Source organism: Salifodinibacter halophilus (assembly GCA_012999515.1).
GTDB classification, from domain to species: domain Bacteria; phylum Pseudomonadota; class Gammaproteobacteria; order Nevskiales; family Salinisphaeraceae; genus Salifodinibacter; species Salifodinibacter halophilus.
In genome coordinates this window covers 1,076,487-1,102,726 of the sequence record JABEEB010000001.1, presented here as the reverse complement: position 1 = coordinate 1,102,726, position 26,240 = coordinate 1,076,487, and the positions used below count along the sequence as shown (strand labels likewise).

Below are 26,240 nucleotides of genomic sequence, written 5' to 3'. Positions count from 1 at the left end.
ACTACGGATTGCCACCATGAGTATTCTTGTCGATAGCAGCACCCGCCTGATCGTGCAGGGTTTTACCGGCTCGCAGGGGACGTTCCACTCCGAACAGTGCATCGCCTACGGCACCAACATCGTCGGCGGCGTAACGCCGGGCCGCGGCGGGGAAACCCATCTTGACCGGCCTGTATTCAACACGGTTGCTGAAGCGGTCGCCGAAACAGGCGCCAATGCCAGCATGATTTACGTGCCGGCGCCGGCCGCGGCTGACGCTATCTTAGAGGCTGTGGGCGCGGGCATTGAGACCATCATCGCCATCACCGAGCACATCCCGGTTCTGGATATGCTGCGGGTGCGTACGGCGATCAGTGAAAGCAACAGCGTGCTGGTCGGGCCGAACTGTCCCGGCGTGATTACACCGGGGCAAGCCAAGATCGGCATCATGCCAGCCCATGTTCATCAGGCCGGCAAGATTGGCGTAGTCTCGCGTTCCGGCACGCTGACGTACGAAGCGGTTTATCAGACGACCTTGAACGGATTAGGCCAGAGCACCTGCGTAGGCATCGGCGGCGATCCGATCCACGGGTTGGGCTTTATCGATTGTCTCGAACGTTTCGAAGCCGACCCGACGACTGAAGGCGTGGTCATGGTGGGTGAGATCGGTGGTACCGCCGAAGAGGAAGCGGCGGAGTACATCCGATCGAACGTCAGCAAACCGGTCGTGGCTTATATTGCGGGCGTTACAGCACCGCCGGGCAAACGCATGGGCCATGCCGGTGCGATCATTTCAGGTGGTAAAGGCACGGCCGAGGACAAATTCAACGCGCTGTCGGCCGCGGGTGTGGCCACCGTGCGTTCGACGGCCGAAATCGGCGATACGATGCAGCAGTGCCTGGGCTAAAAGCTTGGCAAGGCGCGCCAATTTACCGACATCCAAAGGCCGGTAAGCGAGTCAGCGTATAATTAATCCGGCGGGCGTGACTGATCGGTTGCGTTTGTCTGCTAGCCGGCCGTAGGAATTTTATGACCGGATCACCGCTTCGTCTCGCTCTGGCCCAGCAAAACGTCTGGGTCGGCGACATTGAAGGCAACTGTGGCCAGATTATCGACGCCGCGGTGCATGCCCGCGACCAGCTCGGTGCGGACGTCGTCGTGTGTCCGGAAATGGCGCTGGTCGGCTATCCGCCGGACGATCTGCTGCTACGCGCGGCGATGCCGGATGCGGTCGCGCGCGCCTTGGATCGTCTGGTTGCCGAAATCCGGGGTATCACCGTCGTTTTCGGTTATCCGGAGTATATCGACGGCACCATCTACAATGCGGCCGCCGTAATCGCTGATGGCGCCGTTCAGGCCCGCTATCGCAAGCAATGTCTGCCCAATTACGGCGTTTTTGACGAGCGCCGCTACTATCGGCCCGGTGCCGGAACCTGTGTGTTCGAGATCGCCGGACGCCGGGTAGGCGTGACCATCTGCGAAGATTTATGGGAATCGCAGCCAACGGCCGATGCAGCCGAGGCCGGCGCCGAGGTTCTGGTTAACCTCAATTGTTCGCCGTTCCACGCCGATAAGCAGGTCGAACGCGAACAACTACTGGCTGAGCGTGCGCGCGCCAATGGCCTAGCGATTTGCTACATCAATTGTGTCGGCGGTCAGGATGAGTTGGTCTTCGACGGCCAGACGATGAGCGTTGCCGCTAGCGGTGAAATCGTCCAGCGTGCGCCGGCCTTCGACGATGGTGTGTTCTGCCTGGATGTGCCAGCACGAGCGGCGCCGATTCCGGTGCAGCATCGCGTAACGCCGGCTGCGCGTGATGCCCGTGTCTACGATGCCGTTGTGCGCGCGACCCGCGACTACGTCGATCGCAACGGCTTTCCCGGTGTTTTGGTGGGGTTGTCCGGTGGTATCGACTCGGCGCTCACGCTGGCGATCGCCGCGGATGCCGTCGGCGGCGATCGCGTCTGGGCCGTATCAATGCCGTCACGATTTACTGCCGAGATCAGCAATACCGATGCTGCCGATCAAGCCGAACGGCTGGGTGCGACGTTCGACGAAATCCCGATCGAATCCGGCTTTGAGTCCATGCTCGACGCGCTGGCGCCGACTTTTGGTGCGGCCGAGTCGGGTGTTGCCGAGCAGAATTTGCAATCGCGGCTGCGCGGCGTGCTATTGATGTCACTGTCGAACAAGTTCGGGCACATGGTATTGGCCACCGGTAACAAATCGGAATTGGCGGTGGGGTATGCCACGCTCTACGGCGATATGTGCGGTGGATTTTCGCCGCTCAAAGACATCTACAAGACCGAGGTCTATCGCCTGGCGGCGATGCGCAACGCCCGCGACGAAGTGATTCCCGACCGGGTTCTGGCACGTGCGCCGTCGGCTGAACTGGCCGCCGATCAGGCCGATACCGACAGTCTGCCGACCTATGACGTGCTTGATCCGATCGTCGAGGCCTATGTGGAACACGGTGAAGGCATCGATACGATCGTGGCGCGCGGTTTTGACCGTGCCGACGTGCAACTTGTGGTCGGTCTGATCCGTCGCAACGAATACAAGCGTTTTCAGGCCGCCCCCGGGCCGAAGATCAGCCACCGCGCGTTCGGCCGCGACCGGCGTTATCCGATTACCGCGGTCTACGGCGACTTGTAGGTTTCGGCCTCAGATAGCGCGTTGGTCGGACCTGGCACCGTCGACTCAAGCCCTCGGTGCCCCAAAATACTTGACTACCGGATCAACTACTGGCCTGTTCCGGCTCGCTGTTCTCGTTGTTATCGCTTGGGCTTGTTTGTTCAAACTTCGAGCCGTTTAGCAGATACTGCGGATAGGAAGCCTGCAGAATCGAACGCGCCTCGGCGGCCAGCTGGGGCATGTCCAGCTTTTGGTAACTCTGCTGCATGATTTGTAGCGCCTTGGGGGTGGCCTGGGCGCCCTGGTAGTTCTCGATGATCTTGTTCGCGCGTTGGCTGGCGCCGACGTAGGCGTCACGCGCTAGATAGTAGTTGGCGATCCGCAGATTGAACTTTGCGACGCGGTTACGGATCGCGACCATGTGCTGGCGCGCGTCGGCTGCATAATCGCTTTGTGGGTAGTTGGTCGTCACGATTTTGAAATCGGAAAAAGCCTGAATCAGGTGGTCGACGTTGCGTCGGTCGGCCGGCGCGCCCAGAAAATGGTTCTTGTTGAGCTTGTAATTCGATACGCCGCGCATGTAGTAGGCGTAGTCGATATGCGCGTGCTGCGGATGCTGTTTGATGAACTGATCCGCGGCTTTGACCGCCGCTTTGTACTCGCGGGCCCGTTGATGCGCGGTGATGGTTTCGAGGGCCGCCTGAACAGCTACTGATGAAAACGGGAAGCGGGCGCCAATGTTGGCGTACAGCCGCAGCGCTTTATCGGGTTTTTCCTCAACCAGGAACTGGTGCGCGGCGCGATAGACCTGTTTGGCATCGGCCTTGGTTAGTTTGTTGCCTTGGCTATCGACCAGCGGTTTGTCGCTGTAACCGGTTTCGTTGATGCCGCTGTTATTGGCGCAGCCGGCGAGGGTGGCGACGACGACGACGCTGAGGATAAGTAGAATAATACGCATGGATTTCGGCCCGCGGTGCTGCGAGTCGCTGTAACACCCGCCCAGTGTACCCAATGCCGGCTGATTATCGCGAGCGCTACTATCGTCGAATCCTGGATGCCACTGCCGTTGGTCAGCGGCTGGACAGGGCATTAGCCGATTGTTTGCCCGATTTTTCGCGCGAGCGCTTGAAGCGTTGGCTGGCCGATGGCGCGCTCACGGTCGATGGTGCGGCGGCGCCGGCCAAATCAAAAGTCCAGGGTGGGGAAGTCGTCGAGCTGTGTGTGCCCGACGATCCGCATGCGACCGAAGTGGGCCCCGAAGCCATACCGCTGGACGTTGTGTATGCGGACAGCTCGATTTTGGTGATTAACAAACCCGCGGGGCGCGTGATGCATCCCGGGGCGGGCAATGCCAGTGGCACGTTGCAAAACGCGCTGATTTACTACGATCAACAGCTGGCGTGTCTGCCGCGTAGCGGGATCGTTCATCGCTTAGACAAGGACACAACGGGGCTTTGCGTAGTGGCGCGAACGCACGCCGCCCATCAGGCGTTGGTCGCGGCGTTGGCCGAGCGCCGCGTTAAACGCGAGTACGAGGCAGTGGCGCGTGGCACGCCGGTTGCTGGTGGCCGTGTCGATGCACCCATCGGTCGCCACAAGACGAACCGCCAGCGCATGGCCGTGACCGACCGCGGCCGGCCCGCTGTAACGCGTTATCGCTGCCAAGCCCGGTTTCGTCGCCACACGCATCTTTGTTGCTCGCTGGAAAGCGGACGCACACACCAGATTCGCGTACATCTGGCGCATATCGGGCTACCGCTTGTCGGGGATCCAACTTACGGTCGTGGCGCGCAGCCGACGGCCGGTTATGGCGTGGATACTGCCGGGCTGTTGCGCGAATTCCCGCGTCAGGCGCTGCACGCGCGCTGGCTGGCGTTTAATCATCCGGTAAGTGGGCAGATGCTTTCATTCGAAGCGCCGCGCCCGACTGATCTGGCCGAGCTGATCAACGCGCTGACAAACGATGGTGGTAGCCAATGAATCCGAACTCATTTATCACCGCGGATTGGCCCGCCCCGACCGGTCTGGTGGCCGGTACGACTACACGTGTTGGCGGCGTCAGTCCGGCACCGCGCGATGGCTTGGATCTGGGCGCGGGCGGACCGGCTGCGGCTGGCACGGATGTGACTGCGAACCGGGCATTGCTGACTGCCGAGCTCGACTTGGTTTCGGCGCCTGTCTGGTTGTCTCAGGAGCATGGTGCGCGTGTCGCTGATGCCAACCATCCGGTCGCGCATCCGGCGGATGCTGCCGTTGCGACCGACGAACAACGCGTGTGTGCGGTACTAACGGCTGACTGTCTGCCAATTTTGTTGTGCGATCGCCACGGGCATGCCTGGGCGGCAGTGCATGGTGGTTGGCGTGGCCTGGCCGCTGGCGTGATCGCAGCTACTGTGTCGGCTATGCCGGTAGCTGCCGAGCGCCTGCTCGCTTGGCTCGGACCAGCGATTGGTCCATCGATGTTTCGGGTGGACACCGACGTACGCGACGCATTGCTGACAGACGTTCCGGAGGCCGAGCACGCATTTGACCCGGATGGCGTGCGCTATCGTGCTGATTTATACGCCGTGGCGCGTGCTCAACTGACACGTGCCGGTGTCGGTGAGATTTATGGCGGCGATCTCTGCACCTACAGTGACGCGGGCCGTTTCTTTTCTTATCGGCGTGATGGCGCCACCGGTCGCATGGCTAGTGTGATTGGTTGGGCCACGACGGTAGCGTGATAAATTACGTTGGTGCGGATAAGCCGTAAAATTCGCCCAGTGCATAAATTGTGAGCCCAAATGTCGACTCGGCGCACGGCGTTCTTGATGCTAATTTGCCTGCTTGTCGCGTTGGTTTCGGCCACGGGGCTGGCGGCCCAGTCAGATTATATTCAGTCGCAGATCGACTCGATACAGCAGACCGTCAACAAACTGGAGCAAAACCAGGACGGCGAAGATTCGACTAAGAAAAAACAGCGTCTTTCGACCTATAAAAAGGCGTTGTCGGCCTATCAAACGGCTGCGGAATTTAAAAAAAAGACCCGAGAGCTGGCGGCTAAAGCTCAAAACGCAAAACCTAAAAGTGCTAAATACCAGGCCCAGCGTAAACAGATCGCTGGAAAGAATCGCGAACAAATATCTGTGGGGTCGGCCGCCGACCTTGCGGGTCAGGCCAACGCGCTTCGAGATCAGCTAAAAACATATAAATCCGAGCTAAGCGATGCCCGCGGCAAGCTGGCCACGTTTACGCAGTTGCCCCAAAAAGCACGCGCCAAGCTGAAAGAGCTGCGGGCCAAAAAGCGCCAACAAGAAGAGGCATTGACCGCCCCGAGCACGGGCAACGGTGAACAAAAGAAGGCGGGGCAACAAACATTGGCCGAGGCCAGGCGCGCGCGGACCATGGCCCATATTGCTTACCTCAAAAAATCGTTGGCCACGCTTGGCGCCCGCAAGCAACTGGTCAATACCCGGCAATCCCTGCTTGAAGAACGTGTCAGCGTAACCAACCAGAAACTGGCAATTGTCAATAAAAGGTTGAGCGTCGAGCGCCAGGAATCGGCACAGGCACTTAGAAAGCGCGCCGAGACCCGTCTCGATAGCTTTAAAAATGGTGACTCCATTCTGGCGCAGACCGCGCAGCAAAACGTTGAAATGGCTGCTTCGCTGGTCGACCGCGCTAACCAAACCGATGGTCTCGCGAAACGACGGGCGCGTGAACGTTCACGGCTTGAGTCGCTGCAGCGTCGCTTGAACCTCGTGCATCAGCAGTTGTCGATTGGTGCTGGTTCCGCGGCGCTGGGTCAGTTGTTGCGACAGCAGCGGCGTCAGCTACCAAAACGCAGCATGGTCGGATCACCTGATGGTCCGTTTGGGCAGATTGGCGATTTGGCCAGCGTTCAACTCAATAACTTCCAGCTTAGCCAGCAGATTCACGATCTAAAGAACCTGGATCAACGCGCGCACCAGTTGACACAAAAAGCTGGCGCCAAGCTCGACGCGAATCAGCACCGTTCGCTTGTGCGTGAATTGAAATTGCGACGCGAGATTGCCGAGCGACTACAGTCTGAAACCGGCCGCTACGTTGAGATTGGTAAAGATCTGCGTCAACTTGCCAGCCAGTTCGATGAAACGCTGACCAACTTTCATCAACTTTTAAATGAACGCCTGTTCTGGTTGCCCTCGTCGAAGCCGCTTGATCTCGCCTGGGGCGGGCGATTAGCCGCGGCCGTGCCCAAATTTTTGGCGCCGTCCAAATGGGCTGGCGTGCTCGCGTCCGTATGGCGTGGTCTGAGCACTTACCCTTTCCTGACAGGGCTGGGCATCATAGTTCTTGCTGGTCTGGCTTTTGTGTGTCGACTGTTGCCGGCGCGGCTCGCGAGTTTAGCCAAGCCTGTTGGGCGTGTTGGTGATGACACGATCTGGCTGACGTTGCGCGCCGGACTGATGACGTTATTGCTCACCGTGCCAGTGCCACTTGCGCTCCTCGGCGTCTGGGCCCTGATCATTTACGGCGGCCAGCCGGATGCGTTTGCTCAGGCGGTCGGGACCGGTGTGTTCCAAGTCGCCATGCTTGTGGTGTATCTGAATTTCTTTATCCAGATAAGCCGCGACAATGGCTTGGCCGATGCCCATTTCAAATGGCCGCTCGAGGCCCGCCGTACGCTCAACCGTAGCCTGCTGATACTGTTAGGTCTGTTGCTCGTGCCGTCGTTTCTGGTCGCGGTCGTCATGTATCTGGATGACGACGTGTTCCGAGGCACGTTGGGCCGCGTTGCGTTTATCTTCAGTTCGCTCGTTATCGCGGGCTTTGCCGTTCGCTTTTTCCTGCCGACGCGTGGCGTTTTGTCGCATGTGTTCGCGCCTGATACACCGGTATGGCGGGGCGGTTATTTCTGGTTGCCGATCGCGGCGGTGATGCCTGTTGCATTGGCAGTGTTTGCCAGCATGGGTTATCTGTACACAGCGCTGCAAATCCAAACTCGATTTTTCACTTCGGCTGCCTTGATCGGCGGCGGCACGGTGATCTACGGCATTGTGTTGCGCTGGCTAACCGTAGTGGTAAGGCGCTTGGCGTTGCAGAAAGCGCGTAAACGCCGGGAAGAAGCGCGCCAGGCAAGAATGGCCCGTGACCAAGGTGGCGGCGATACGGCGGCTGATACCGGTGATGAGCCTGAAATCGATCTGCCACAGATCGGCGCACATACCCGGGGATTGATCAAACTCGTGGTCATGCTCTTGTTGGGCGCCGGGCTGTTGTTTATCTGGTCGAATACTTTGCCGGCGCTGGATGTGCTCAATCAGATCACGCTTTGGAATAACACCAGCACCATCAACGGTCACACGCAAAGCGTAAACATCACGCTTGGTGCGTTACTTTTGGCACTGATCGTGGGCGTTGCCACCTTCTTGGCCGGCCGTAACCTGCCGGGCTTTCTCGAAATCTCGATATTGCAGCGGCTATCCATGACGTCGGGTAGCCGCTATGCCGTGGCGACGCTTTTCAAATACTTCATTTTTTTCGTTGGCCTCTGGGTTGCGGTCAAGCTGATCGGGGTTAGCTGGTCTTCGATCCAGTGGCTGGTCGCAGCACTTGGCGTGGGACTCGGGTTCGGCTTGCAGGCGATTTTCGCCAACTTTATTTCCGGTCTGATTATCTTGTTCGAACGGCCGGTTCGGGTTGGCGATATCGCGACAGTCGGCACGCTAACCGGTGTGATCTCGCGTGTGCGGATCCGTGCCACCACGATCACCGACTGGGATAACAAGGAAGTGGTTATCCCCAACCAGACGTTTATCACAGAAACGATAGTCAATTGGACGTTGTCTGACGATATAGCTCGCATGGTGGTTAGCGTGCGTGTGGCCTTTAAAACCGATACCGACAAGGTCCAGCGCCTGATCTACGAGGTTATCGATGCCCAGCCGCAAGTGTTGGATAGCCCACCGCCATCGGTTTATATGGTGGGCTTTGACGATCACGGTTTGCGCTTCGACGGGCGCGTTTATTACCGCGATCCTTATAACAACTGGATGCCACTCCAGCACGCGCTCTATACGGCGATTCACGATGCCTTTGCGGGTCAGGATGTGCGTATTACCTTCGAGCAACGCGATCTACACCTACGCTCGGTCGACGATTCAGTAGCGGGTTGGTTAGCCGGTGGCGACAACGAGTCTTCAAATGCGACTGAAGTTGCATCTGAGTCCGAATCCGAGGCCGATGTCGATTCAGAAGCTTCTGAAGCTTCTGAATCGAGGACCGAGCGCCCAACCCAAACGAGACGCATGACTCGGGAACGCAGACCGAGCGGCGGCGATGGCGGCTCGGGCGACGGTGGTGGTGGCGATGGCGGTGGCTAGCCGTCGGACGTCCCACAGCGCCTGATGGTAGTCATGGCCAGCGCTCATTTCGGCGGCTGGAGCTGTTCGCACGAGAGCCTGCTCAAAGCTGGCCCGTGGTGGCTCGCGATCTGCGCGTGCGTGCTCGCCAGCGCATGGTCATACACCTGCGAAATATGTGCCTGGTATTTGGGCACGTTCCGCCTCGGGCGTGGATTGCAGGCGCACAGTCGATGGCAATTGGCCAGCTGGAGCGCATCCATGCAGATGCCGTGGTTGGATCGTGGCATAAACGCGCGATAGCAGAATCGGCGCTAGATCGGCGTCTACGCGCTAGCTGCTCGTGAATGGTTTGCTGACCGAAGTCGGCAAAACGCGCGTGCCCCAATCAACGTCGCGCCGCGTCTGGCTCGGATTAAGGGCCAGTGCGAATTAGCGGTGGCGTGACTTGGGTGGGGGCGGCGGCGCCTGTCAGCGCGGGGCAGCCGTCGTCGGCGGTGCCCCGGGCGAGCCGACGCCCGCCCAGAGGTGTTGCGTTGGCCGGTTGGTTATATCGACTGGTGTCGATGCAACGGTGGCCGAGTGGTCTCAGGCGGCCATCGCGCCGCGCAGTTTCTTAATCGCGGCCGTTTCGAGCTGGCGGATACGCTCGGCGGAAACCTGGTATTTGTCGCCGAGTTCCTGCAGACCGGTTTTGTTGTCTTCGGTCAGCCAGCGCGACTCCAGAATGTCACGACTGCGATCGTCGAGCAGTGTCATCGCTGTTGATAGGTTCGCGTGCTGGTAGGTCTGCCAGTCGTTGGTCTCAACATCCGAGGCCGGATCGTAGCCATCGTCGGCCGATAGATAGTCTTCGGGTGCGTAGCTCGATTCGTCGTCGTTGCCCGGCAGTGCGTTGAATGCGGCGTCGGTGTTGGACAACCGGCGCTCCATCTGCAACACGGTCTCGGGCTTGACGCCGAGATCGCCGGCGACGTTTTGAACCTCGTCGTTGTTCATCCAGCCGAGGCGTTTCTTCGAGCTCCGAAGATTGAAGAACAGCTTACGCTGGGCTTTGGTCGTGGCGACCTTGACGATGCGCCAGTTGCGCAGGATGTATTCGTGGATCTCGGCGCGGATCCAGTGCACCGCGAACGAGATAAGCCGCACGCCAACGTCCGGATCGAACCGTTTGACGGCTTTCATCAAACCGATGTTGCCTTCCTGAATCAGATCGGAAAGCGCGAGGCCGTAGCCGGCATAACCGCGGGCCACGTGCACCACGAACCGCAGATTGGAAAGAATGAGTTTCTGTGCCGCTGCGATGTCGTTATCATCGCGCAGTCGCTCGGCGAGTTCATATTCCTCGTCGGCTTCCAGAACCGGTATGTTGGACACGGTCTGAAGATAGGAGTCGATGCTGGCCGACGATAGCGTCGGTAGATTCATCGAACCGTCGGCGGTTGTGCTAAGAGGTTGCGCCATGGACAAAGTCTCCTGGCTTTTGCATTATGCAATATGATAACAAGGCGGGCCTAGAAATGGTCACCGTTATTTTTAAGACAACGAGAAACCTAGCAAGTTCCACTAAAGTCTTAATCAACGTGGCTCGATAGCGGCTAATCGGCGGGTCGATGCGAATACGCTGCCTACCCAGCCGAGCGCCATACCGATGGCGACCATGGTCAGTGCGCCGGTCGCACTGAGAGCGACAATCGACAGTTGGCCGTTATAGGCGGCGACCAAGTCATTCAAAGGGCTGTGCAGCGCGAGTGCTGCCGCTCCGAGTATGACTAGGCCGACTAGACCGCCGAATAGCCCATAGCATAGGCCGCCATATATAAATGGCCGGCGAATGAACGCGTCGGTCGCCCCCAGTAATTTCATTACCTCTATCTGGTCGCGACGGTTCTCGATTTCAAGGCCGATGGTGTTGCCGACGATGAACAGCACCGCGCAGCCCAGCAAAATGGCCACAACGACGGCAGCACGGGTCGCCAGGTCGACGATGGCGTTCAGTCGACGGATCCAGCCGGCATCGAGCCGGGCGCGCGCCACACCCGAACGTTGGCCCAACTGCTTGGCTAGGGACTGAACCTGTTCACTCGCGATCCCGGGTCTCGGATGAATGCGGATCACGGCCGGCAAAGGGTTGCGGCCGAGTGCATCCAGCGCTGGGCCGAGGTCGCTGTGTTTTTTCAATTCCGCTAGACCCTGTCGGGCCGAGACGAATTCCGCGCTGGCGATATTGGGTTTATCGCCTAATTGTTGTGTCAGTGTAGGGCCATCGGCGTTCGGACTCAGATACAGCGATACCGTCACGCTCTGCTGCCAGTTCGCGGTTATTTGCGCCAGGTTCTTGGCGGCTATGAATAACCCGGTCGGCAGTGCGAGTGTGATACCGATGACCACGATCGTAAGCGCGCTGGCAAGCCGCCGGCGCGCGATATGGTCGAGACTCGAGCGTAGGCAGCGGCCATGCGCTTCAAACCAGCGACCGACTGCGCCGTGGTCGCGCGTCGGGCGTGTTGGCTGGGCACGGTTGCGTTCGGCACCGGCCATCAGCGTGACGCACCTAGTTCGCCGTGGTCGAGCTGTATACGGCGTCGGCCCAGGCCTTCGATCAGCGCGATATCGTGCGTGGCGATCAACACGCTTGTGCCCGCCTGATTCAGGCGCCGGAATAGCGTCATGATGTCTGCCGACAGATCGGGGTCGAGGTTACCCGTGGGTTCGTCGGCCAGCAGCAGATGCGGTCGGCTGACAACCGCGCGGGCGATGCCGATGCGCTGTTGTTCGCCGCCGGACAGTACGGTCGGCAGGCTGTGCTCGTATTGCAGCAGTCCGACCGTGGTCAGCGCCGCGCGCACGTTACGGTTCAGCGTAGCGCGTGGTGTGCCGCGGATTTCGAGTGGGAGCGCGACGTTATCGAACACACTGCGGTCGTGGAGCAGGTTGTAGCTTTGAAAGATCAATCCGAGCCGTTGACGATAATGGGCAACATCGCGTCGTTTGACGCCCGACAGATCCATACCGTTGACGAACACACGCCCGCGGGTCGGCCGCTCGAGGAGGCCGATCAGTTTGATCAGCGTCGATTTGCCCGCCCCTGAATGGCCGGTCACGAACGCCATTTCGCCACGGCCCAACCGCAGTGTGACGTTATTCAACGCGACCTGGTTGCCGGGATAGCGTTTGACGACGTTGTCGAACGTGACGATGTCGCTCATACGTCGGTCAGGCCGATCGGTCGCTGAATACAGCGTCGACGAAACGCTCGGCATCGAATACGTCGAGGTCTTCGGTTGTTTCACCAATGCCGATAAACCGGATCGGCAGTGCCATTGTTTCCGCGATCGCGAAAATTACACCGCCTGCCGCTGTGCCATCGAGTTTGGTCACCGTCAGTCCAGTGAGACCGATGCTATCGTGGAACGAGCGTGCCTGGGCCAAGGCGTTGCCGCCGGTAGTCGCGTCGACAACCAGCATGGTCTCGTGCGGTGCGGTTGTGTCCTGCTTGCCGAGTACGCGTTTGACCTTGGCCAGCTCGCCCATGAGGTTGTCCTGGGTGTGCAGCCGGCCGGCTGTATCGGCGATTAGCACGTCGACACCTTGCGCCGCGGCCCGCGCATAGGCATCGAATGCGACCGACGCAGCATCGGCGCCTGTCCCCTGGGCGACGACCGATACGCCGTTTTGCTCACCCCATTCCTGGAGTTGTTCGACGGCGGCGGCCCGAAATGTATCGCCGGCGGCGAGCATGACGCTGTAGCCAGCATCGACGTATTTGCGAGCCAATTTGCCGATCGTTGTGGTCTTGCCGACACCGTTAACGCCCGTGACCAGCATGACGAATGGGCCGGATTCGCGCTCGACGTTCAGCGGCTGTTCCACCGGTTTCAGGACGTCACTCATCGGCTCTTTCAGAGCGCTGGCGAGTTGTTTGCGTGACGTGATGCGGCCACCGTCGTATAGGCTTTGAACGCGCTCCATGATGCGACTCGTGGCGTCTACGCCCATGTCGGCGGTCAACAGCCGGGCTTCGAGCTCATCGAGCGCGTCTTGATCGATGGTCTCGCCTGGCAAGAGATTGCGCAAATCATAAGTCAGCCACGAATTGCCGCGATTAAGGCTCGCGCGCATGCGGGTTAAAAAACCCGGCTGCTTGATTCCGCTACGTTTCGATCTGGCCAAGATGATTGCCTGTTGGTTGGTGGACTGGGACGCGTTAACGCCGGGCAGCGGCCGCGAATGCCGGCTCGGCGGCAGCCAATGTCCGGTCGATGATGGTGTTGTCGTGGGCGCGTGACATGAAGCCGGCCTCGAACGCCGAGGGCGCAAGATAGACACCCTCGGCCAGCAGCGTATGGAAGAAACGCGCGAAAGCCTCGGTATCACAGGCCGCGACCTGTTCGAAGCGGGTCACCGCATCTTCGGTGGTGAAAAACAGTCCGAACATTGCGCCCACGCGCTGGGTGGTCAATGCTACGCCAGCGTTGGCGGCACGTTGTTCCAAGCCGGCCAGCAAACGCGTGATGTTCGGCTCGATCGCGGCGTGCACGTCGTGGTCGCGGATTTGTTGCAGCGTGGCGATACCCGCGGCCATGCCCAGGGGATGCCCGGCCAGTGTGCCGGCTTGATAGACTGATCCGGCCGGCGCCAGCGATTCCATGATGGCTTTCGAGCCACCAACCGCGCCCACTGGCATGCCGCCACCAACAATCTTGCCGAGCGCTGTGATGTCGGGTGTGACGCCGAAATATGCTTGAGCGCCAGCTGGGTGCACCCGAAACCCGGTCATAACCTCGTCGAAGATGAGTGCCGCGCCGTAGCGGTCGCACAGACCGCGCAAGCCTGCCAGAAAGCCGTCGACCGGCGGCACACAGTTCATGTTGCCGGCCACTGGCTCGACGATGATGCCAGCGATGTCGTCGCCGTGTTCGGCGAAGGCGGCTTCAACCGAGGCCAGATCGTTATAAGTGGCCACCAGTGTGTCGGCGACCACGGCTTCGGGGACGCCCGGCGAGCCAGGAATGCCGAGCGTCAGTGCCCCCGAGCCGGCGCTGACCAGTAATGGGTCGACGTGGCCGTGGTAATTACCGGCGAATTTCACGATCTTGTTGCGGCCAGTCGCACCGCGCGCCAACCTGACGGCAGTGGTTGTAGCCTCGGTGCCGGAGTTGACCATGCGCACCGATTCGACCGAGTCGATCATGTCGCGGATCAGTTCGGCGAGCTCGGTTTCCAGGCCCGTCGGCGCACCGAACGACAGGCCTTTGGCGGCTTGGTTCTGTACCGCCGCGACCGTGGTTGGATCGGCGTGGCCCAGGATCATTGGCCCGAAAGAACCGACGTAGTCGATATAGGCGTTGCCGTCGACGTCAAAGATATGTGCGCCCTCGGCACGATCCATGAAAACAGGGCTGCCGCCGACGGCGTTGAACGTCCGCGCCGGAGAATTGACGCCGCCGGGCATGACTTCGCACGCGCGCTCGAATAACGCCTGTGAATGTGGGCCGGGTGGGCTGAAATCGTGGCTCATCGAGTCGAACTCCGGAACAGTATTGGGCTTGACCGCCCGATTTTAAGTCAGCGTGCCAATATCGGGCGAGGTCAGCGCGACAAGGTCGGCTGTGAGTAGCGCCACCGAGCTAGCCGGGCCGATTAATTTGGCTGAGGCGGGTCAAATAATGCGACGAGTTTGCGCGCTTCAGCCGCTGGCTCAGTGCTGCGGAAAATCGCGCCTGAGACCGCCACGGCGTCGGCGCCGGCTTCGATCAGCGTGGATGCGTTGGATGCATCGATCCCGCCGATGGTCACGATCGGGTGGCCAAGCGCGCGCGCCTGGCCGAGCACACCTGGATCGGCTGGCGGCGCGTCGGGTTTGGTTTCGGAGGTGAAAAAACGTCCGAAGCTCAAGTAGCTGGCGCCGGCTTCCAGGGCTGCGCGGCCGCGCTCGATCGAGGATTGGCAACTAGCGCCGATGACGGCATCGGGGCCGAGCGCCGCACGCGCGGTCCGGCAGTCGCCGTCGGCCGTGCCGAGATGAACGCCGTCAGCGCCGATATCCAGTGCCAGGCGCCAGTCGTCGTTGACAATAAATCCGACGCCGGCCGCGTGTGCAGTATCGGCGAGTCGGCGCGCGAGCGTGGGATCGGGAGCACCGGTGCGTTTGTCGCGATATTGCAGCCACGTCACACCCGCTTCGAGCACGGCATCCACACTTGCCAGCGCATCGTCGGCCAGTGTGGATCGATCGTAGATGGCGTAGACGCCACGCATTGCGGCTAACATGATTGTATGCGCTCCGGTAATGGTTGACCGTGACCCGGACAGTCGGCACGCGCTAGGCAGGCGTGGACATAGGCTGCTGCGCTTTCGATAGCCGCGTTTAGTGGTTGCCCGTGGGCGAGTTGGGTCGCGATCGCGCTGGCCAACGTGCAGCCAGAGCCGTGGAATGGACCACCGGCGAGCTGCTCATGGTGAAAATGTGTCACGTCCCCGGCCGGGGTGGCGAGTACGGAAACGGCGTCGTCCGTGTCACCACCGGTGACCAGCGCGCTGGTGCCGAGTTCGGCTAGCTCATGGGCACATGTTTCGGCGCCGGCATCGGCATCGGTCAGTCGCCGGGCCTCGAGGAGATTGGGCGTGACCAAATCGGCTGCGGGCATCAAGCGTCGGACTAGGGCGTAGCCAATGCTGTCGTCGGCCAGTCGTCCGCCGCCGGCCGCTGCCAGCACCGGGTCGATAACCAGCGGCGCATCGGGATGTGTGTGTTTGATAGCGCATACGCGTTCGATTTGCGCGACGCTGGCCAGTACGCCGGTTTTGATCGCGGTTGGCGGCATGTCCGCACATAGGGTGCCCACGGCCCGGGTAAAGAACGTGTCGTCGACGGTCAGCGTGGCGTGTACGTCGGACGTGTCCTGGTCGGTCAGTGTTGTGATCACTGTTGTGGCGTGACCGCCGAGAGCCGCGACGGCCTCGATATCGGCTTGGATACCGGCGCCGCCGCTTGGATCGTGCCCGGCGCAAATGAGAACGGTCGGCCTTGTCATGTCGTTAATCTAACACCGTTCGATAAGCGTCGACCGGGGCCAGGTTCGCAGCATGTAAATCGGTGAAAAAAATGCTTGACAGAACAGCTTATGCACAGGCGCCGAGTGCAGAGGTCTCGCTGGCCATCCGGATCAGGGCTGAAGCCCGGGTTGTTCGTTAAGTTATTGATTTTAAATTTTAATTTCAAACTGGTTACAAACTATCCTGTGTGCGCAAACCGCTGATTGATAACTACACAGGCGACTCATGCGGATGTTGTCCACAATGTTATCCACAGGTTTTGTGCACTAACCGCTTTTTTCGAGTGCGCTCAATTTTTTACACCTGTTTGTTAATTCGGGCGTCGAAAACAGGCGTTTAATTGGCATCCACGAATGCGGCCCAGGCTGCGGCAACACGGCGATGCGTACTGGACACGTGACCATTGCTGTCGAGGGTCAGCACGCGATATCCAGGCGCCCGAGCATGGTCCTCGGTAAACGCTGTGGCGCCTGGCTTGAATTGGCGCATGGTGGAAGCCGTCAGAAAACCGGTGGCGCCGGGCAATGATTTGGACCCGGCTTGGTGCGCGTGGCCGCAGACCAGCGCCCGCGCGTTAGGCGCGTCGGCCACGACTGCGGCCAGTGCGTCGCGATCCGCCAGACCGATGGCATCCTGCCACGCACTGCCGATCGCCCATCCCGGATGATGGACGAACAGGGCGTGCGGGCGTGGGTCGTCGGCGAGTTCGCGTGCTAGCGCGGCGATCTGTGTGGTACCGAGCCGGCCGGCCTGGGAATCGGGGCGGTGGCTGTTTAGTCCGGTGAGTACCCAGTCGCCGAGATCGATTCGTCCGTGTACGGTCGTGCTGGTCAGTTCGCGGGCCATGCCATCCGGAGACTCGTGGTTACCGGCGATCGCGAGCACTGGCATGGTAAGTGGCGCCAGCCGCTCGTTGAGCCGGCGATAACCCATCGTTGATGCGTCATCGACCAGATCGCCGCCAAGAACCAGGGCGTCGGCATTTGGTGCGAACGCCAGGGCATCGGCCAGCACGGTCTCGAATGCATCATGAACGCGCCAGCCGTGCAATGTGGCGCCGGGTTCGCCAACCAGGTGTGGATCGGTAATATGGAGGATCTGTTTCGCCATGACGTGTTTCGAACGGGTTTCGTGGCAGCGCGTCAAATAGGTTCCATTCTATGGTTAATAACAGCACAGTGGCTTATCTTAGAAGCATAGGCGTGCGTGAATCGGCAGCTGCGGCTGCCAATCGACAAACAACCGAGGCCGCGGGCCGTGCCAATCTGCAGATCGATCCCGAACAGGGCCAACAGATCTACTTTCTAGCCCGACTAATCGGTGCACGGCAGGCATTGGAGCTCGGCGTGTTCGCCGGTTACTCGGCGCTTTGGCTTGCCGACGCGCTCGGCTCGGATGGCCGGCTGCTGGCCTGCGATAGTGATCCGGCGATCACGGAGCGCGCGCGATCGTCTTGGGCAGAAGCCGGGTTGTCGGATCGGATCGAGCTCGTCATCGATAAAGCGCTGGCGATGTTGGATCGCGAACTTAATGCGGGCCACGAGAAGACCTACGATATGGCCCTGATCGACGCCGACAAGGTTGGCTATATCGACTACTACGAGCGTTGTCTGCGGCTGGTTCGGCCGGGCGGACTCATTCTGGCTGACAACACACTGTGGCATGGCCAAGCTGAGGATCCGCGCTATGATGATGCCAATACCGAAGCCATCCGGGCGTTCAACCGGCATTTGCACGCCGATGCGCGTATCGATTTGAGCGTGCTGCCGGTCGGCGACGGTTTGACGCTGGCGCGTGTGTTGTAACTAACCATGACTGAAGGCATTGGCGATTCCAGCGCGGCCGAGCGCAACAAGCGTCCGATTTTCGAGGCGTTGTTGCCTTGGTTGCATAGTGCAGCCTCGGTACTCGAGGTCGGCGCCGGTGATGCCACTCATGCCCGCTATGCCGCGCACCACTTACCCGCAACGCGCTGGCAGACCAGCGAAGCACCTGGACATGTCCGTCGACTCGCGGCCGCAATTGCCGACGACCGGAGTCTGAGTGCGCAGCATCTGCCCACGCCGTTGGCGCTTGATGTGCGACAACGGTGGCCAGACGATGTATACGACGCCGTGTTTGCGGCCAACGTCGCCCATATTATGGATTGGAACGCGGTCGAGGCTTTATTCGCGGGCGCTGGCACCCATCTGGCCGCCGCTGGTGTGTTTTGTCTTTACGGCCCGTTTTTCGATGCCGCGGAAGGCCCGCCGGCGACTGGCAACGAACGCTTCGATCGCGCGCTGCGTGCGCAGGACGCGGCCATGGGCGTGCGCGAACTCGCCGAGCTGGATGAGCTGGCCGGTCACGCTGGCTTAACATCCACTGCGCGAATCGACATGCCAGCGAATAATCGGCTGGTCATTTGGCGCCGGGATTAAAACATAGCCCCCGCGCATAAGGAGCGTAGCCGCGTTGTGGCCCCGGTGATCGCGCAGCTGGCTCACAAGCCGCGAGTGGCCGACTTCGCTTGAGATTGGTTGGCACCGTGCATGTGGTTTAGTTGACTGTCGTCAATGATTCGCCGCGGGTGAACGCCGTAATCTTGGCCGTGAGTTGATCGAGCACACGCTGGCGCGCTGTCTGACTGGCCCAGCCGACGTGCGGATTGATGGTCAGGTTCGGGATATCGCCGGCCAATAGTGGATGGGTCGCGGGCGGTGGTTCGGCGTCGAGCACGTCGATCGCCGCACTGCCAATTTCACCGGCACGCAGTGCGTTGGCCAACGCGGACGCATTGATTAGCCCGCCGCGTGCCGTATTGATGACCATGGCTGTCGACTTCATGCGTGCGAGTGCGTCGGCGTCGATCAAATCGCGGGTCGCATCGGTTAGCGGGCAGTGGAGGCTGAGCGCGTCCGCTTCGGCTAGGGCCTCGTTGAACGCCAGACGATCTGCACGCACGGTGTCCGCGCCGGGGCGCTCGGCGAATACAACCCGCATACCGAAGCCGCGTCCCGCGGCGGCCACAGCGTTGCCGATGTCGCCGCCGCCCACGATGACCAGCGTTTGATCGGCGATCTGTTCCACTGGATATGCCATCCGGCAGAAAAACTCCGATTCAGTCCAGCCACCGGTTTTGACCAGCTGGTCGTAATCGGTAACCCGCGATGCCCGCGCCAGAATGAAGGCAAAGACCTGCTGGCAGACCGATTCGGTGGCGTAATTGGTGACGTTGACGACGTCGATGCCGTGCTGTCGGGCGGCAGTCTTGTCAATATTATTGATGCCGGTAGCCGCGATGCCGACCAGTTTCAGGTGGGGGGGGGCGGCCAGCGTATTGGCATCGAGCACAATCTTGTTGGTCACGGCGACGTCGACATCGCTAAGCCGAGCGGCTAGATCGTCGGGCGCTGTGTTGTGGTGCCAGTGCCAGTTGTCGAGGCTTGCGGTCAGCCCAGCCCAGTCCAGGGCACCGGGCAGGGTGCCTGTATCCAGAAAACAGCCCGTAAGCGGCATGTCGGCTCCAATAATGTGTAAACGTGGCGTGCGCAGCTAGAACGCCCGGGCCGTCAGCGACCGTGCCGCGACGGCGCCGTGGCGAACCGGCTGTTTTTATCAGCCGATTTCACACGAACTCGTGACGTTCAATCGCTGCCACCGGTGCCTGGCGACCGAAAGCAGGGGTCAACTCGCGCGGTCGGCGGCTTTCCGCTGCAGCCGTCGCATATGTAGCGCCGGCTCGGTATAGCCGCTGGGCGAATTCAGTCCCTTGAAGATCAAATCGCGTGCGGCCTGGAAAGCGATCGAGGCCTCGAAATCATCGGCCATCGGTCGGTAAGCCGGATCATCAGCGTTCTGGCGGTCGACTACGGCGGCCATCCGCTGGAGTGTGTCCTCGATCTGTTGCCGGTCGGCAATGCCGTGATGGAGCCAGTTGGCAACATGTTGTGACGAGATACGACAGGTCGCTCGGTCTTCCATTAGCGGTGTATCGGTGATGTCGGGCACCTTGGAACAGCCGACGCCCTGGTCGATCCAGCGAACCACATAGCCGAGGATGCCTTGGCAGTTATTGTCGAGCTCTTTTTGAATCTCGTCGTCGGTCAGCTCGCGGTCCAGCAGCGGTATGGTCAGCAGGTCGTCGTGATAATGGCCGCGCCGCTCGGTGAGTTCATTTTGACGGGCGGACACATCGCAACGATGGTAGTGGATGGCGTGCAGTGTGGCCGCCGTCGGTGACGGCACCCACGCGGTGTTGGCCCCCGCTTCCGGGTGGCCGATCTTCGACGCCATCATGGCGGCCAGGTTGTCCGGGGCTGGCCACATGCCTTTGCCGATTTGGGCACGGCCTCGCAGGCCCACGGCTAGCCCGGTATCGACGTTGTTATTTTCGTAGGCCGTGAGCCACGGCGTGGATTTCATCTCGCCCTTGGGCACCATCGGTCCGGCTTGCATCGAAGTGTGTATTTCGTCGCCGGTTCGATCCAGGAAGCCCGTATTGATGAAAATCAAGCGCTCGCGTGCGGCGTGGATGCAGGCCCCTAGGTTGATCGAGGTGCGACGTTCTTCGTCCATGACGCCGACCTTGAGCGTGTTGGTCTCGAGCCCGAGATGTTGTTCCACGCGCGTAAACAAATCGCATGTGAACTCGACTTCTTCCGGGCCGTGCATTTTGGGTTTGACGATGTAGAGACTGCCGGCGCGGCTGTTGGTATGCGGGCCGTTACCGGCCAGATCGTGTATGCCGATCGCGGCCGTGCACAATGCGTCGAGTATGCCCTCATATATTTCGTTGCCATCGCTATCCAGAACCGCCGGCGTGGTCATGAGATGCCCCACGTTTCTGGCTAGCATCAAGCTCCGTCCGGGCAGTTTTAGCGTCGAGCTGTCGGGCGTTATATATGTGCGGTCAGCGGCCAGGCGGCGGGTAAACGAGTCGTCGCCTTTGCTGACGGTTTCGGTCAGATCGCCTTTCATCAGGCCCAGCCAGTTGCTGTAGACAAGTGCTTTGTCCTCAGCGTCGACCGCAGCGACCGAATCTTCGAAGTCCTCGATGGTGCTGATGGCGGCTTCTGTGACCACATCCTTGACGTTGGCTGGATGCGACTGGCCAACGGGGTGGCTGCCGTCGATCTGGATTTCAACATGTAGGCCGTGATTGACCAGTAAGACGACATCGGGCGCGCCTGGTGCCCCCTGATACCCGGCGAGCTGTGCTGGATCGGCAAGTCCCGCCTGGCCATTGTGTGTCGTTACGACCAACGCGCCGTCCGCGATCTGGTAGGCCTGTGCGTCGTGGTGTGAAACGCCGTTGAGCGGAAATGCCTCGTCGAGAAAGCCCGCGGCCCAGGCGAATACTTTCTCGCCCCGTTTCGGGTTGTAGGAAACGCTTTTCTCGGCGCCATCCGTCTCCGCGATTAAGTCGGCGCCGTACAACGCGTCGAATAAGCTACCCCAGCGTGCGTTGGCGGCGTTTAGCGCGAAACGGGCGTTGGTTACCGGCACGACCAGTTGTGGGCCCGGCAATTGGCTTATTTCGGGGTCGACGTTTGTCGTCGAGATTTCGAACTCCGGCGCACCTTCGGTGATATAGCCGAGCTCTTTAAGCAATGTTTCGTATGCCGCGCGGTTTGGTTTTCCCCCGCGGTGTTCGCGATGCCAGTCGTCTAGCGATTGTTGGATGTCGTGGCGGCGATCGATCAGCGCGGCATTGCGATCCGTGAATTGGGCGACCAAGTCAGCGAGGGTGCGCCAGAATACGTCCGAGTCGACACCCGTGCCGGGCAGGGCATGTTCCAGCAACTCGTATAGCGGCCGACCGATCTGCAGCCCGTGCTGCGCCACGTACTCAGGCATCTCGTGCTCCTCGGAAAAATTTTTCATTTCGGACAGGATACCGATCGAAGTCGCGGTGAGGCCAGTGCCATCGCCTGCGATGGTTATTATTGAGCAGCGGTTTATGGGTAATCATCCCAATTGCTGACACGTGTCGTTTTTGCCGTGGTGCCTGGTAGGTGGATGGGTTGGCAGACAGCCGTTCGTTGCCCCTCGAATCAAGGACATTACGGAATGCTGTGGAACCGGCCGTGTCAGCTTCCCGGTGTGTCCATAGTTCTGATCCGCATCGCGTGGTTGGGTCTTGGTCCATGAAACGGCGTTTATGAGCAAAAAGTATGATGGATATTGATAACAATATGTATTTATATTGTTATCAGTTTAGGTTTAGATGTGTAAACAAATTGGTCGCGCAAGCGACCCCAACACGCGGGTCGGTCTAACTATGGTGCAAGCCCACAACCGCCGTGCGATTCGCGGCATTGTCGTCCATTGTCTTCACGATCCTGGCGAAGGCGATAACGCCGACGCCGTTGAAATCGTCGAAGATGGCTTGCTTGTCATTGAGCAGGGGTTGGTCGCCTGTGTTGGCCCGGCGGCGGATCTGCTCCCCCAGCTGGAAGACTCGATCGAGATCGAGGATCAACGCGGCCGGTTCATCCTGCCCGGCTTTATCGATACGCATATCCACTATGCGCAGACCGACATGATCGCCAGCTACGGCGAACAGCTCCTGAGTTGGCTCAATCGTTATGTTTTTCCGACCGAGGGGCGTTTCGGCGATAAGGAAGTCGCCGATGAAACCGCGCGTTTTTTCATTAACGAGTTACTTCGCAATGGCACAACGTCGGCGCTCGTGATGGGGACCGTGCATCGGCAATCGGCGGAGTCCGTGTTCCAGCAAGCGTATGCCCGTGATATGCGCATGGTGGCTGGCAAGGTGCTTATGGATCGCAATGCACCCGACTATCTGCTGGATACGCCCGACAGCGGCTTCCGTGATACGCGTGATCTTATCGAGCGCTGGCATGGCACCGATCGGCTGAGCTATGCCATCACACCACGCTTTGCGCCGTCATCGAGCGATGAGCAGCTACAGCGGGCAGGTGAGCTCGCACACCAGTATCCGGATACGTATATCCATACTCATGTTGCCGAAAATCTTGATGAGGTCGAATGGGTTAAATCTCTTTTCCCGTGGAGCCGGAGTTATCTGGATGTTTATGATCGTTTCGGTCTGCTGCGCGAACGTAGTGTTTACGCTCACAGTATTCATCTAGATGACCTGGATCGGCGTCGCATGACCGAGAGTGGTGCCGTGGCCGTGTTTTGTCCCACGTCCAATATGTTTCTCGGCAGCGGTTTGTTCGATCATGACCGTACGCATCAGCAGCGAGTCGCCATGGCACTGGCTACCGACGTCGGTGCTGGCACCAGTTTCAGCATGCTGCGTACGGTGTCCGAGGCTTACAAGGTCGGTCAGCTCAATGGTTCCTCGGTGGCGCCGCTACGTCTGCTCTATCTGGCGACCCTGGCCGGCGCTGAGGCACTGGATATTGATGACCGGGTCGGTAGTTTTCGCCGTGGGCGTGAAGCAGATTTTGTGGTTCTCGATCCACAAGCAACGCCATTACTTGCTCGGCGTACGGCGTATGCCGACACGATGCAGGAAAAGCTTTTCGCACTTTTCATGCTGGGCGATGACCGACATGTGCGTGCCACGTGGCTGCGCGGTCAGCCGGCATTGCAAAAAGACGAATCATGAGTGGGGCGCTAAGCCGCCATGGCCGTCGATGGCCCCGTACGCCGGACGAATGCTCCGCGTTGGTCTTTAGGCCAGGCCGCGTCGAATACCCAGCGACGACGCGCATACACCGTCTGAAATAACTCAATAGTTTCAAGCTCAGAACTCGACACAGGAGTGCCGCCATGTCGCCAACCTCGTCCGAGACCAGCAGCCGGCGGGCCAATGCCAGGAACGATTTCATAACCCGTTTTTTCGATTTCGAGGCGATGGGGACCAACTATCGCAATGAAATTATCGGCGGCGTGACGACGTTTCTCGCCATGTCGTACATCATTTTCGTCAATCCCAACATCCTCAGTGCCGCCGGGATGCCCAAGGAGGCGTTGTTCACTGCGACCGCGCTGGCGTCAGTCATTGGTTGTCTTCTGATGGCTTTCGTGGCGCGTTATCCGGTCGCAATCGCGCCCAGCATGGGGTTGAACGCGTTTTTCTCGTTTTCGGTTGTTCAGGGCATGGGGATTCCCTGGCAAACCGCGCTTGTCAGTGTCCTGATCGCGGGTGTCGCGTTCGTGCTGCTAACCGTTATCAAACTGCGGCAGATGATCCTCGATGCCATTCCGCCCGACTTAAAGAAGGCGTCCGCGGCCGGTGTCGGTTTATTCATCGCTTTTATCGGATTCAAGAATGCCGGGTTTATCGTCCATAGTGACGCGACACTCGTGACACTCGGCAACCTGACAACACCCAGCACAGGGCTGACTGTGTTCGGGCTCGTTGTGACGGTCGCCTTGATGCTGCGTAACATCCCCGGCGCGATTTTCTTTGGCATGGTTTTGACGTCGGTACTCGGTATTGCGACGACGGTGATCCCGATGCCGGATGCGATTGTCAGTTCGATCCCCAGTGTCGAACCTCTGTTTGGCGTCGCGCTGAGCCGGATTATGACGGCGCCCGACGAAGTCTTTACCTTCAATCTGTTTATCGCCGCATTCATTTTTCTGTTCGTCGAGTTTTTCGACACCAGCGGCACGCTGATGGCGATCGCGAGCAAAGCCGGATTGATGAAAAATAACCAACTTGTCCGCGGCGGGCCCGCGCTGTTGGCCGATTCGTCATCGATTGTGGCGGGTTCGGTGGTCGGCACGTCGCCGACAACATCGTTTATCGAGTCGACAACGGGTGTGGCCTCGGGGGGACGAACTGGCTTTGTGCCGATCGTGGTCGCCGCACTGTTCGTGTTGGCGATGTTCTTCTCGCCGCTTTTGGCGGTGGTGACTTCCAACGTCACCGCTCCGGCACTGATTATCGTCGGCATGCTGATGGCGTCGTCGTTGACTGAAATCAACTGGAACCGGTTTGAAATCGCGGTGCCGGCGTTCCTGACGGTCATTACGATGCCATTGACTTACAGTATCGCCAACGGTATCGCCCTTGGATTGGTGTTTTATCCGTTCACAATGCTGATGCAGGGGCGAGTCAAGGAAGTGCACCCAATCATGGGCGCGCTGTTCGTTATCTTCCTACTGTATTTTGCGTTTCTCACGTAAGCCGCGCGGTGATGTGTAACGTGCTCGCCGGCCATGCCGGCGGGTGCCCAGCTCGGCTGAAGAAAAAGGCGCCGATTCAAGTCGGCGCCTTTTCGTGGTTAGCAGTTGTCGATATCGCTGAGCAGTTGTTGTCGGCGTTGCGGGCCCATGAAGGCAGCTCGAACCGCGTTGCGTGCAACGTCTCGGCAGGTCTCGCGTTGCCAGTCGAAGGCTTCGGCGCAAGCAGCAAGGTTGTTCAGCATGCCGCCGCCGAAATAAGCCGGGTCATCGGAATTAATCGTTACGTTCAGGCCGTGCTCGATAAGCTGGGGGAGGGGATGGTCGACTAATTGGTCGACAACGTTGAGATACACGTTGGATAGTGGGCAGACAGTCAGTGGCGTTTGGCTGCACTTGAGTCGATCAAGCAGATCAGGATCGTCGACAGCTCGGACACCGTGATCGACGCGGCAGACGTCGAGTGTGTCCAGCGCGCCGCGCACATAGTCGGCCGGACCTTCCTCACCAGCGTGTGCGACGCGTGGCAGTCCCAACTGACGCGCGCGCTCGAATACCTGGGCGAACTTGGTCGGTGGGTTGCCACTTTCGGCGCTATCGAGACCCACCGCCGCGATCCAGTCATGCCAGGGGCGCGACTGTTCCAGCACGTTCAGTGCCTCGTCGGCGTCGCGGTCGCGTAGAAAACTCATGATCAGCGCGCTCGAGATACCGTGTTGATGTTCGGCATCTGTCATGGCCCGAGTCAGCCCCGCGAGCGGCGTGCCGAGTTCGATGCCGCGTACGAGGTGGGCCTGTGGGTCGAACGATAGTTCGACGTGGACCACGCCTTCGGCGCTGGCCCGGCCGAGATAGTCCATGGTTAGCTCGTAAAAATCTGCTTCGGTTTGAAGCACTTCCATGCCTTGAAAGTAAAGGCTGAGAAAGGACGACAGATCGTCGAAATCGTAAGCGGCGCGGAGGTCGGCGACCGACTCGTACGGTAGATCGACCTCATTGCGGGCGGCCAGCTCGAACATTTTCTCGGGTTCGAGTGTGCCTTCGATATGTAGGTGAAGTTCTGCCTTGGGCAGGCTCTTCAACCAGTTGGTCATTGCTTTGCCTCCGAAAAAGCGTTCGCCGTCACACGCGCCGCTG

At 59.8% G+C, this 26,240-nt stretch carries 21 protein-coding genes; 9 read left to right on the top strand and 12 right to left on the bottom strand.

The window, feature by feature from the left end:
- Positions 1 to 16: 16 nt before the first annotated feature.
- Positions 17 to 886, top strand: coding sequence for a succinate--CoA ligase subunit alpha (gene sucD, locus HKX41_04955; protein NNC23505.1), 870 nt, complete (start codon positions 17 to 19; stop codon positions 884 to 886).
- Positions 887 to 1,008: 122 nt separating this feature from the next.
- Complete coding sequence (locus HKX41_04950; GenBank protein NNC23504.1) at positions 1,009 to 2,634, top strand: NAD+ synthase; 1,626 nt, start codon at positions 1,009 to 1,011, stop codon at positions 2,632 to 2,634.
- A gap of 82 nt (positions 2,635 to 2,716) precedes the next feature.
- On the opposite strand, the gene HKX41_04945 is transcribed toward HKX41_04950, so the two are convergent.
- Entirely contained in the window at positions 2,717 to 3,571 is an 855-nt protein-coding gene (locus tag HKX41_04945; protein ID NNC23503.1) for an outer membrane protein assembly factor BamD, read from the bottom strand.
- Positions 3,572 to 3,624: 53 nt separating this feature from the next.
- Between HKX41_04945 and rluD the strand changes: the two genes are divergently transcribed.
- The 3 genes from rluD (at position 3,625) to HKX41_04930 (ending at position 8,957) form a co-directional block, all read left to right on the top strand.
- The gene (gene rluD / locus HKX41_04940; protein ID NNC23502.1) at positions 3,625 to 4,593 is read left to right on the top strand and encodes a 23S rRNA pseudouridine(1911/1915/1917) synthase RluD; all 969 of its coding nucleotides are present in this window, start codon (positions 3,625 to 3,627) and stop codon (positions 4,591 to 4,593) included.
- Positions 4,590 to 5,336, top strand: coding sequence for a peptidoglycan editing factor PgeF (pgeF, locus tag HKX41_04935; GenBank protein NNC23501.1), 747 nt, complete (start codon positions 4,590 to 4,592; stop codon positions 5,334 to 5,336). The genes rluD and pgeF overlap by 4 nt, the downstream gene beginning before the upstream one ends.
- 87 nt (positions 5,337 to 5,423) lie before the next feature.
- Positions 5,424 to 8,957 carry a mechanosensitive ion channel gene (locus HKX41_04930; GenBank protein NNC23500.1) on the top strand — a complete coding sequence of 1,178 codons (3,534 nt, stop codon included), beginning with the start codon at positions 5,424 to 5,426 and terminating at the stop codon, positions 8,955 to 8,957.
- Between the two features lie 567 nt (positions 8,958 to 9,524).
- Here HKX41_04930 and rpoH read toward each other — a convergent pair.
- The 8 genes from rpoH to HKX41_04890 form a co-directional block, all read right to left on the bottom strand.
- Positions 9,525 to 10,400, bottom strand: a complete 876-nt coding sequence (gene rpoH, locus HKX41_04925; GenBank protein ID NNC23499.1) for an RNA polymerase sigma factor RpoH — start codon at positions 10,398 to 10,400, stop codon at positions 9,525 to 9,527.
- A 114-nt stretch (positions 10,401 to 10,514) separates the two neighbouring features.
- Entirely contained in the window at positions 10,515 to 11,477 is a 963-nt protein-coding gene (locus tag HKX41_04920) for an ABC transporter permease (protein NNC23498.1), read from the bottom strand.
- Positions 11,477 to 12,136, bottom strand: coding sequence for a cell division ATP-binding protein FtsE (gene ftsE, locus HKX41_04915; GenBank protein ID NNC23497.1), 660 nt, complete (start codon positions 12,134 to 12,136; stop codon positions 11,477 to 11,479). The genes HKX41_04920 and ftsE overlap by 1 nt, the downstream gene beginning before the upstream one ends.
- A gap of 16 nt (positions 12,137 to 12,152) precedes the next feature.
- Entirely contained in the window at positions 12,153 to 13,259 is a 1,107-nt protein-coding gene (gene ftsY, locus HKX41_04910; GenBank protein ID NNC23496.1) for a signal recognition particle-docking protein FtsY, read from the bottom strand.
- A complete protein-coding gene (hemL, locus tag HKX41_04905) occupies positions 13,144 to 14,457 on the bottom strand; it encodes a glutamate-1-semialdehyde 2,1-aminomutase (GenBank protein ID NNC23495.1) in 1,314 nt (437 codons plus the stop codon). The genes ftsY and hemL overlap by 116 nt, the downstream gene beginning before the upstream one ends.
- Before the next feature lie 122 nt (positions 14,458 to 14,579).
- Entirely contained in the window at positions 14,580 to 15,209 is a 630-nt protein-coding gene (locus HKX41_04900; protein ID NNC23494.1) for a thiamine phosphate synthase, read from the bottom strand.
- Complete coding sequence (locus HKX41_04895; protein NNC23493.1) at positions 15,203 to 15,973, bottom strand: hydroxymethylpyrimidine/phosphomethylpyrimidine kinase; 771 nt, start codon at positions 15,971 to 15,973, stop codon at positions 15,203 to 15,205. Before HKX41_04895 ends, HKX41_04900 begins: the two co-directional genes overlap by 7 nt.
- Before the next feature lie 358 nt (positions 15,974 to 16,331).
- On the bottom strand, positions 16,332 to 17,105 hold the full coding sequence (locus tag HKX41_04890; GenBank protein ID NNC23492.1) for a phosphodiesterase: 774 nt from the start codon (positions 17,103 to 17,105) through the stop codon (positions 16,332 to 16,334).
- Positions 17,106 to 17,155: 50 nt separating this feature from the next.
- On the opposite strand from HKX41_04890, the gene HKX41_04885 reads away from it, so the two are divergent.
- On the top strand, positions 17,156 to 17,800 hold the full coding sequence (locus HKX41_04885) for an O-methyltransferase (GenBank protein NNC23491.1): 645 nt from the start codon (positions 17,156 to 17,158) through the stop codon (positions 17,798 to 17,800).
- Positions 17,801 to 17,806: 6 nt separating this feature from the next.
- Positions 17,807 to 18,415, top strand: a complete 609-nt coding sequence (locus HKX41_04880; GenBank protein ID NNC23490.1) for a DUF938 domain-containing protein — start codon at positions 17,807 to 17,809, stop codon at positions 18,413 to 18,415.
- Positions 18,416 to 18,533: 118 nt separating this feature from the next.
- On the opposite strand, the gene HKX41_04875 is transcribed toward HKX41_04880, so the two are convergent.
- Both HKX41_04875 and HKX41_04870 read right to left on the bottom strand, forming a co-directional pair.
- On the bottom strand, positions 18,534 to 19,493 hold the full coding sequence (locus HKX41_04875) for a glycerate dehydrogenase (protein NNC23489.1): 960 nt from the start codon (positions 19,491 to 19,493) through the stop codon (positions 18,534 to 18,536).
- A gap of 168 nt (positions 19,494 to 19,661) precedes the next feature.
- On the bottom strand, positions 19,662 to 21,833 hold the full coding sequence (locus HKX41_04870; protein ID NNC23488.1) for a malate synthase G: 2,172 nt from the start codon (positions 21,831 to 21,833) through the stop codon (positions 19,662 to 19,664).
- A gap of 424 nt (positions 21,834 to 22,257) precedes the next feature.
- On the opposite strand from HKX41_04870, the gene guaD reads away from it, so the two are divergent.
- On the top strand, positions 22,258 to 23,577 hold the full coding sequence (guaD, locus tag HKX41_04865) for a guanine deaminase (protein NNC23487.1): 1,320 nt from the start codon (positions 22,258 to 22,260) through the stop codon (positions 23,575 to 23,577).
- 221 nt (positions 23,578 to 23,798) lie between these two features.
- Positions 23,799 to 25,106, top strand: coding sequence for an NCS2 family permease (locus tag HKX41_04860; GenBank protein ID NNC23486.1), 1,308 nt, complete (start codon positions 23,799 to 23,801; stop codon positions 25,104 to 25,106).
- Positions 25,107 to 25,204: 98 nt separating this feature from the next.
- Here HKX41_04860 and HKX41_04855 read toward each other — a convergent pair whose 3' ends face one another.
- Positions 25,205 to 26,197 (bottom strand): adenosine deaminase, encoded by a 993-nt coding sequence (locus HKX41_04855; GenBank protein NNC23485.1) that lies wholly within the window; start codon positions 26,195 to 26,197, stop codon positions 25,205 to 25,207.
- Between the last annotated feature and the right edge of the window lie 43 nt (positions 26,198 to 26,240).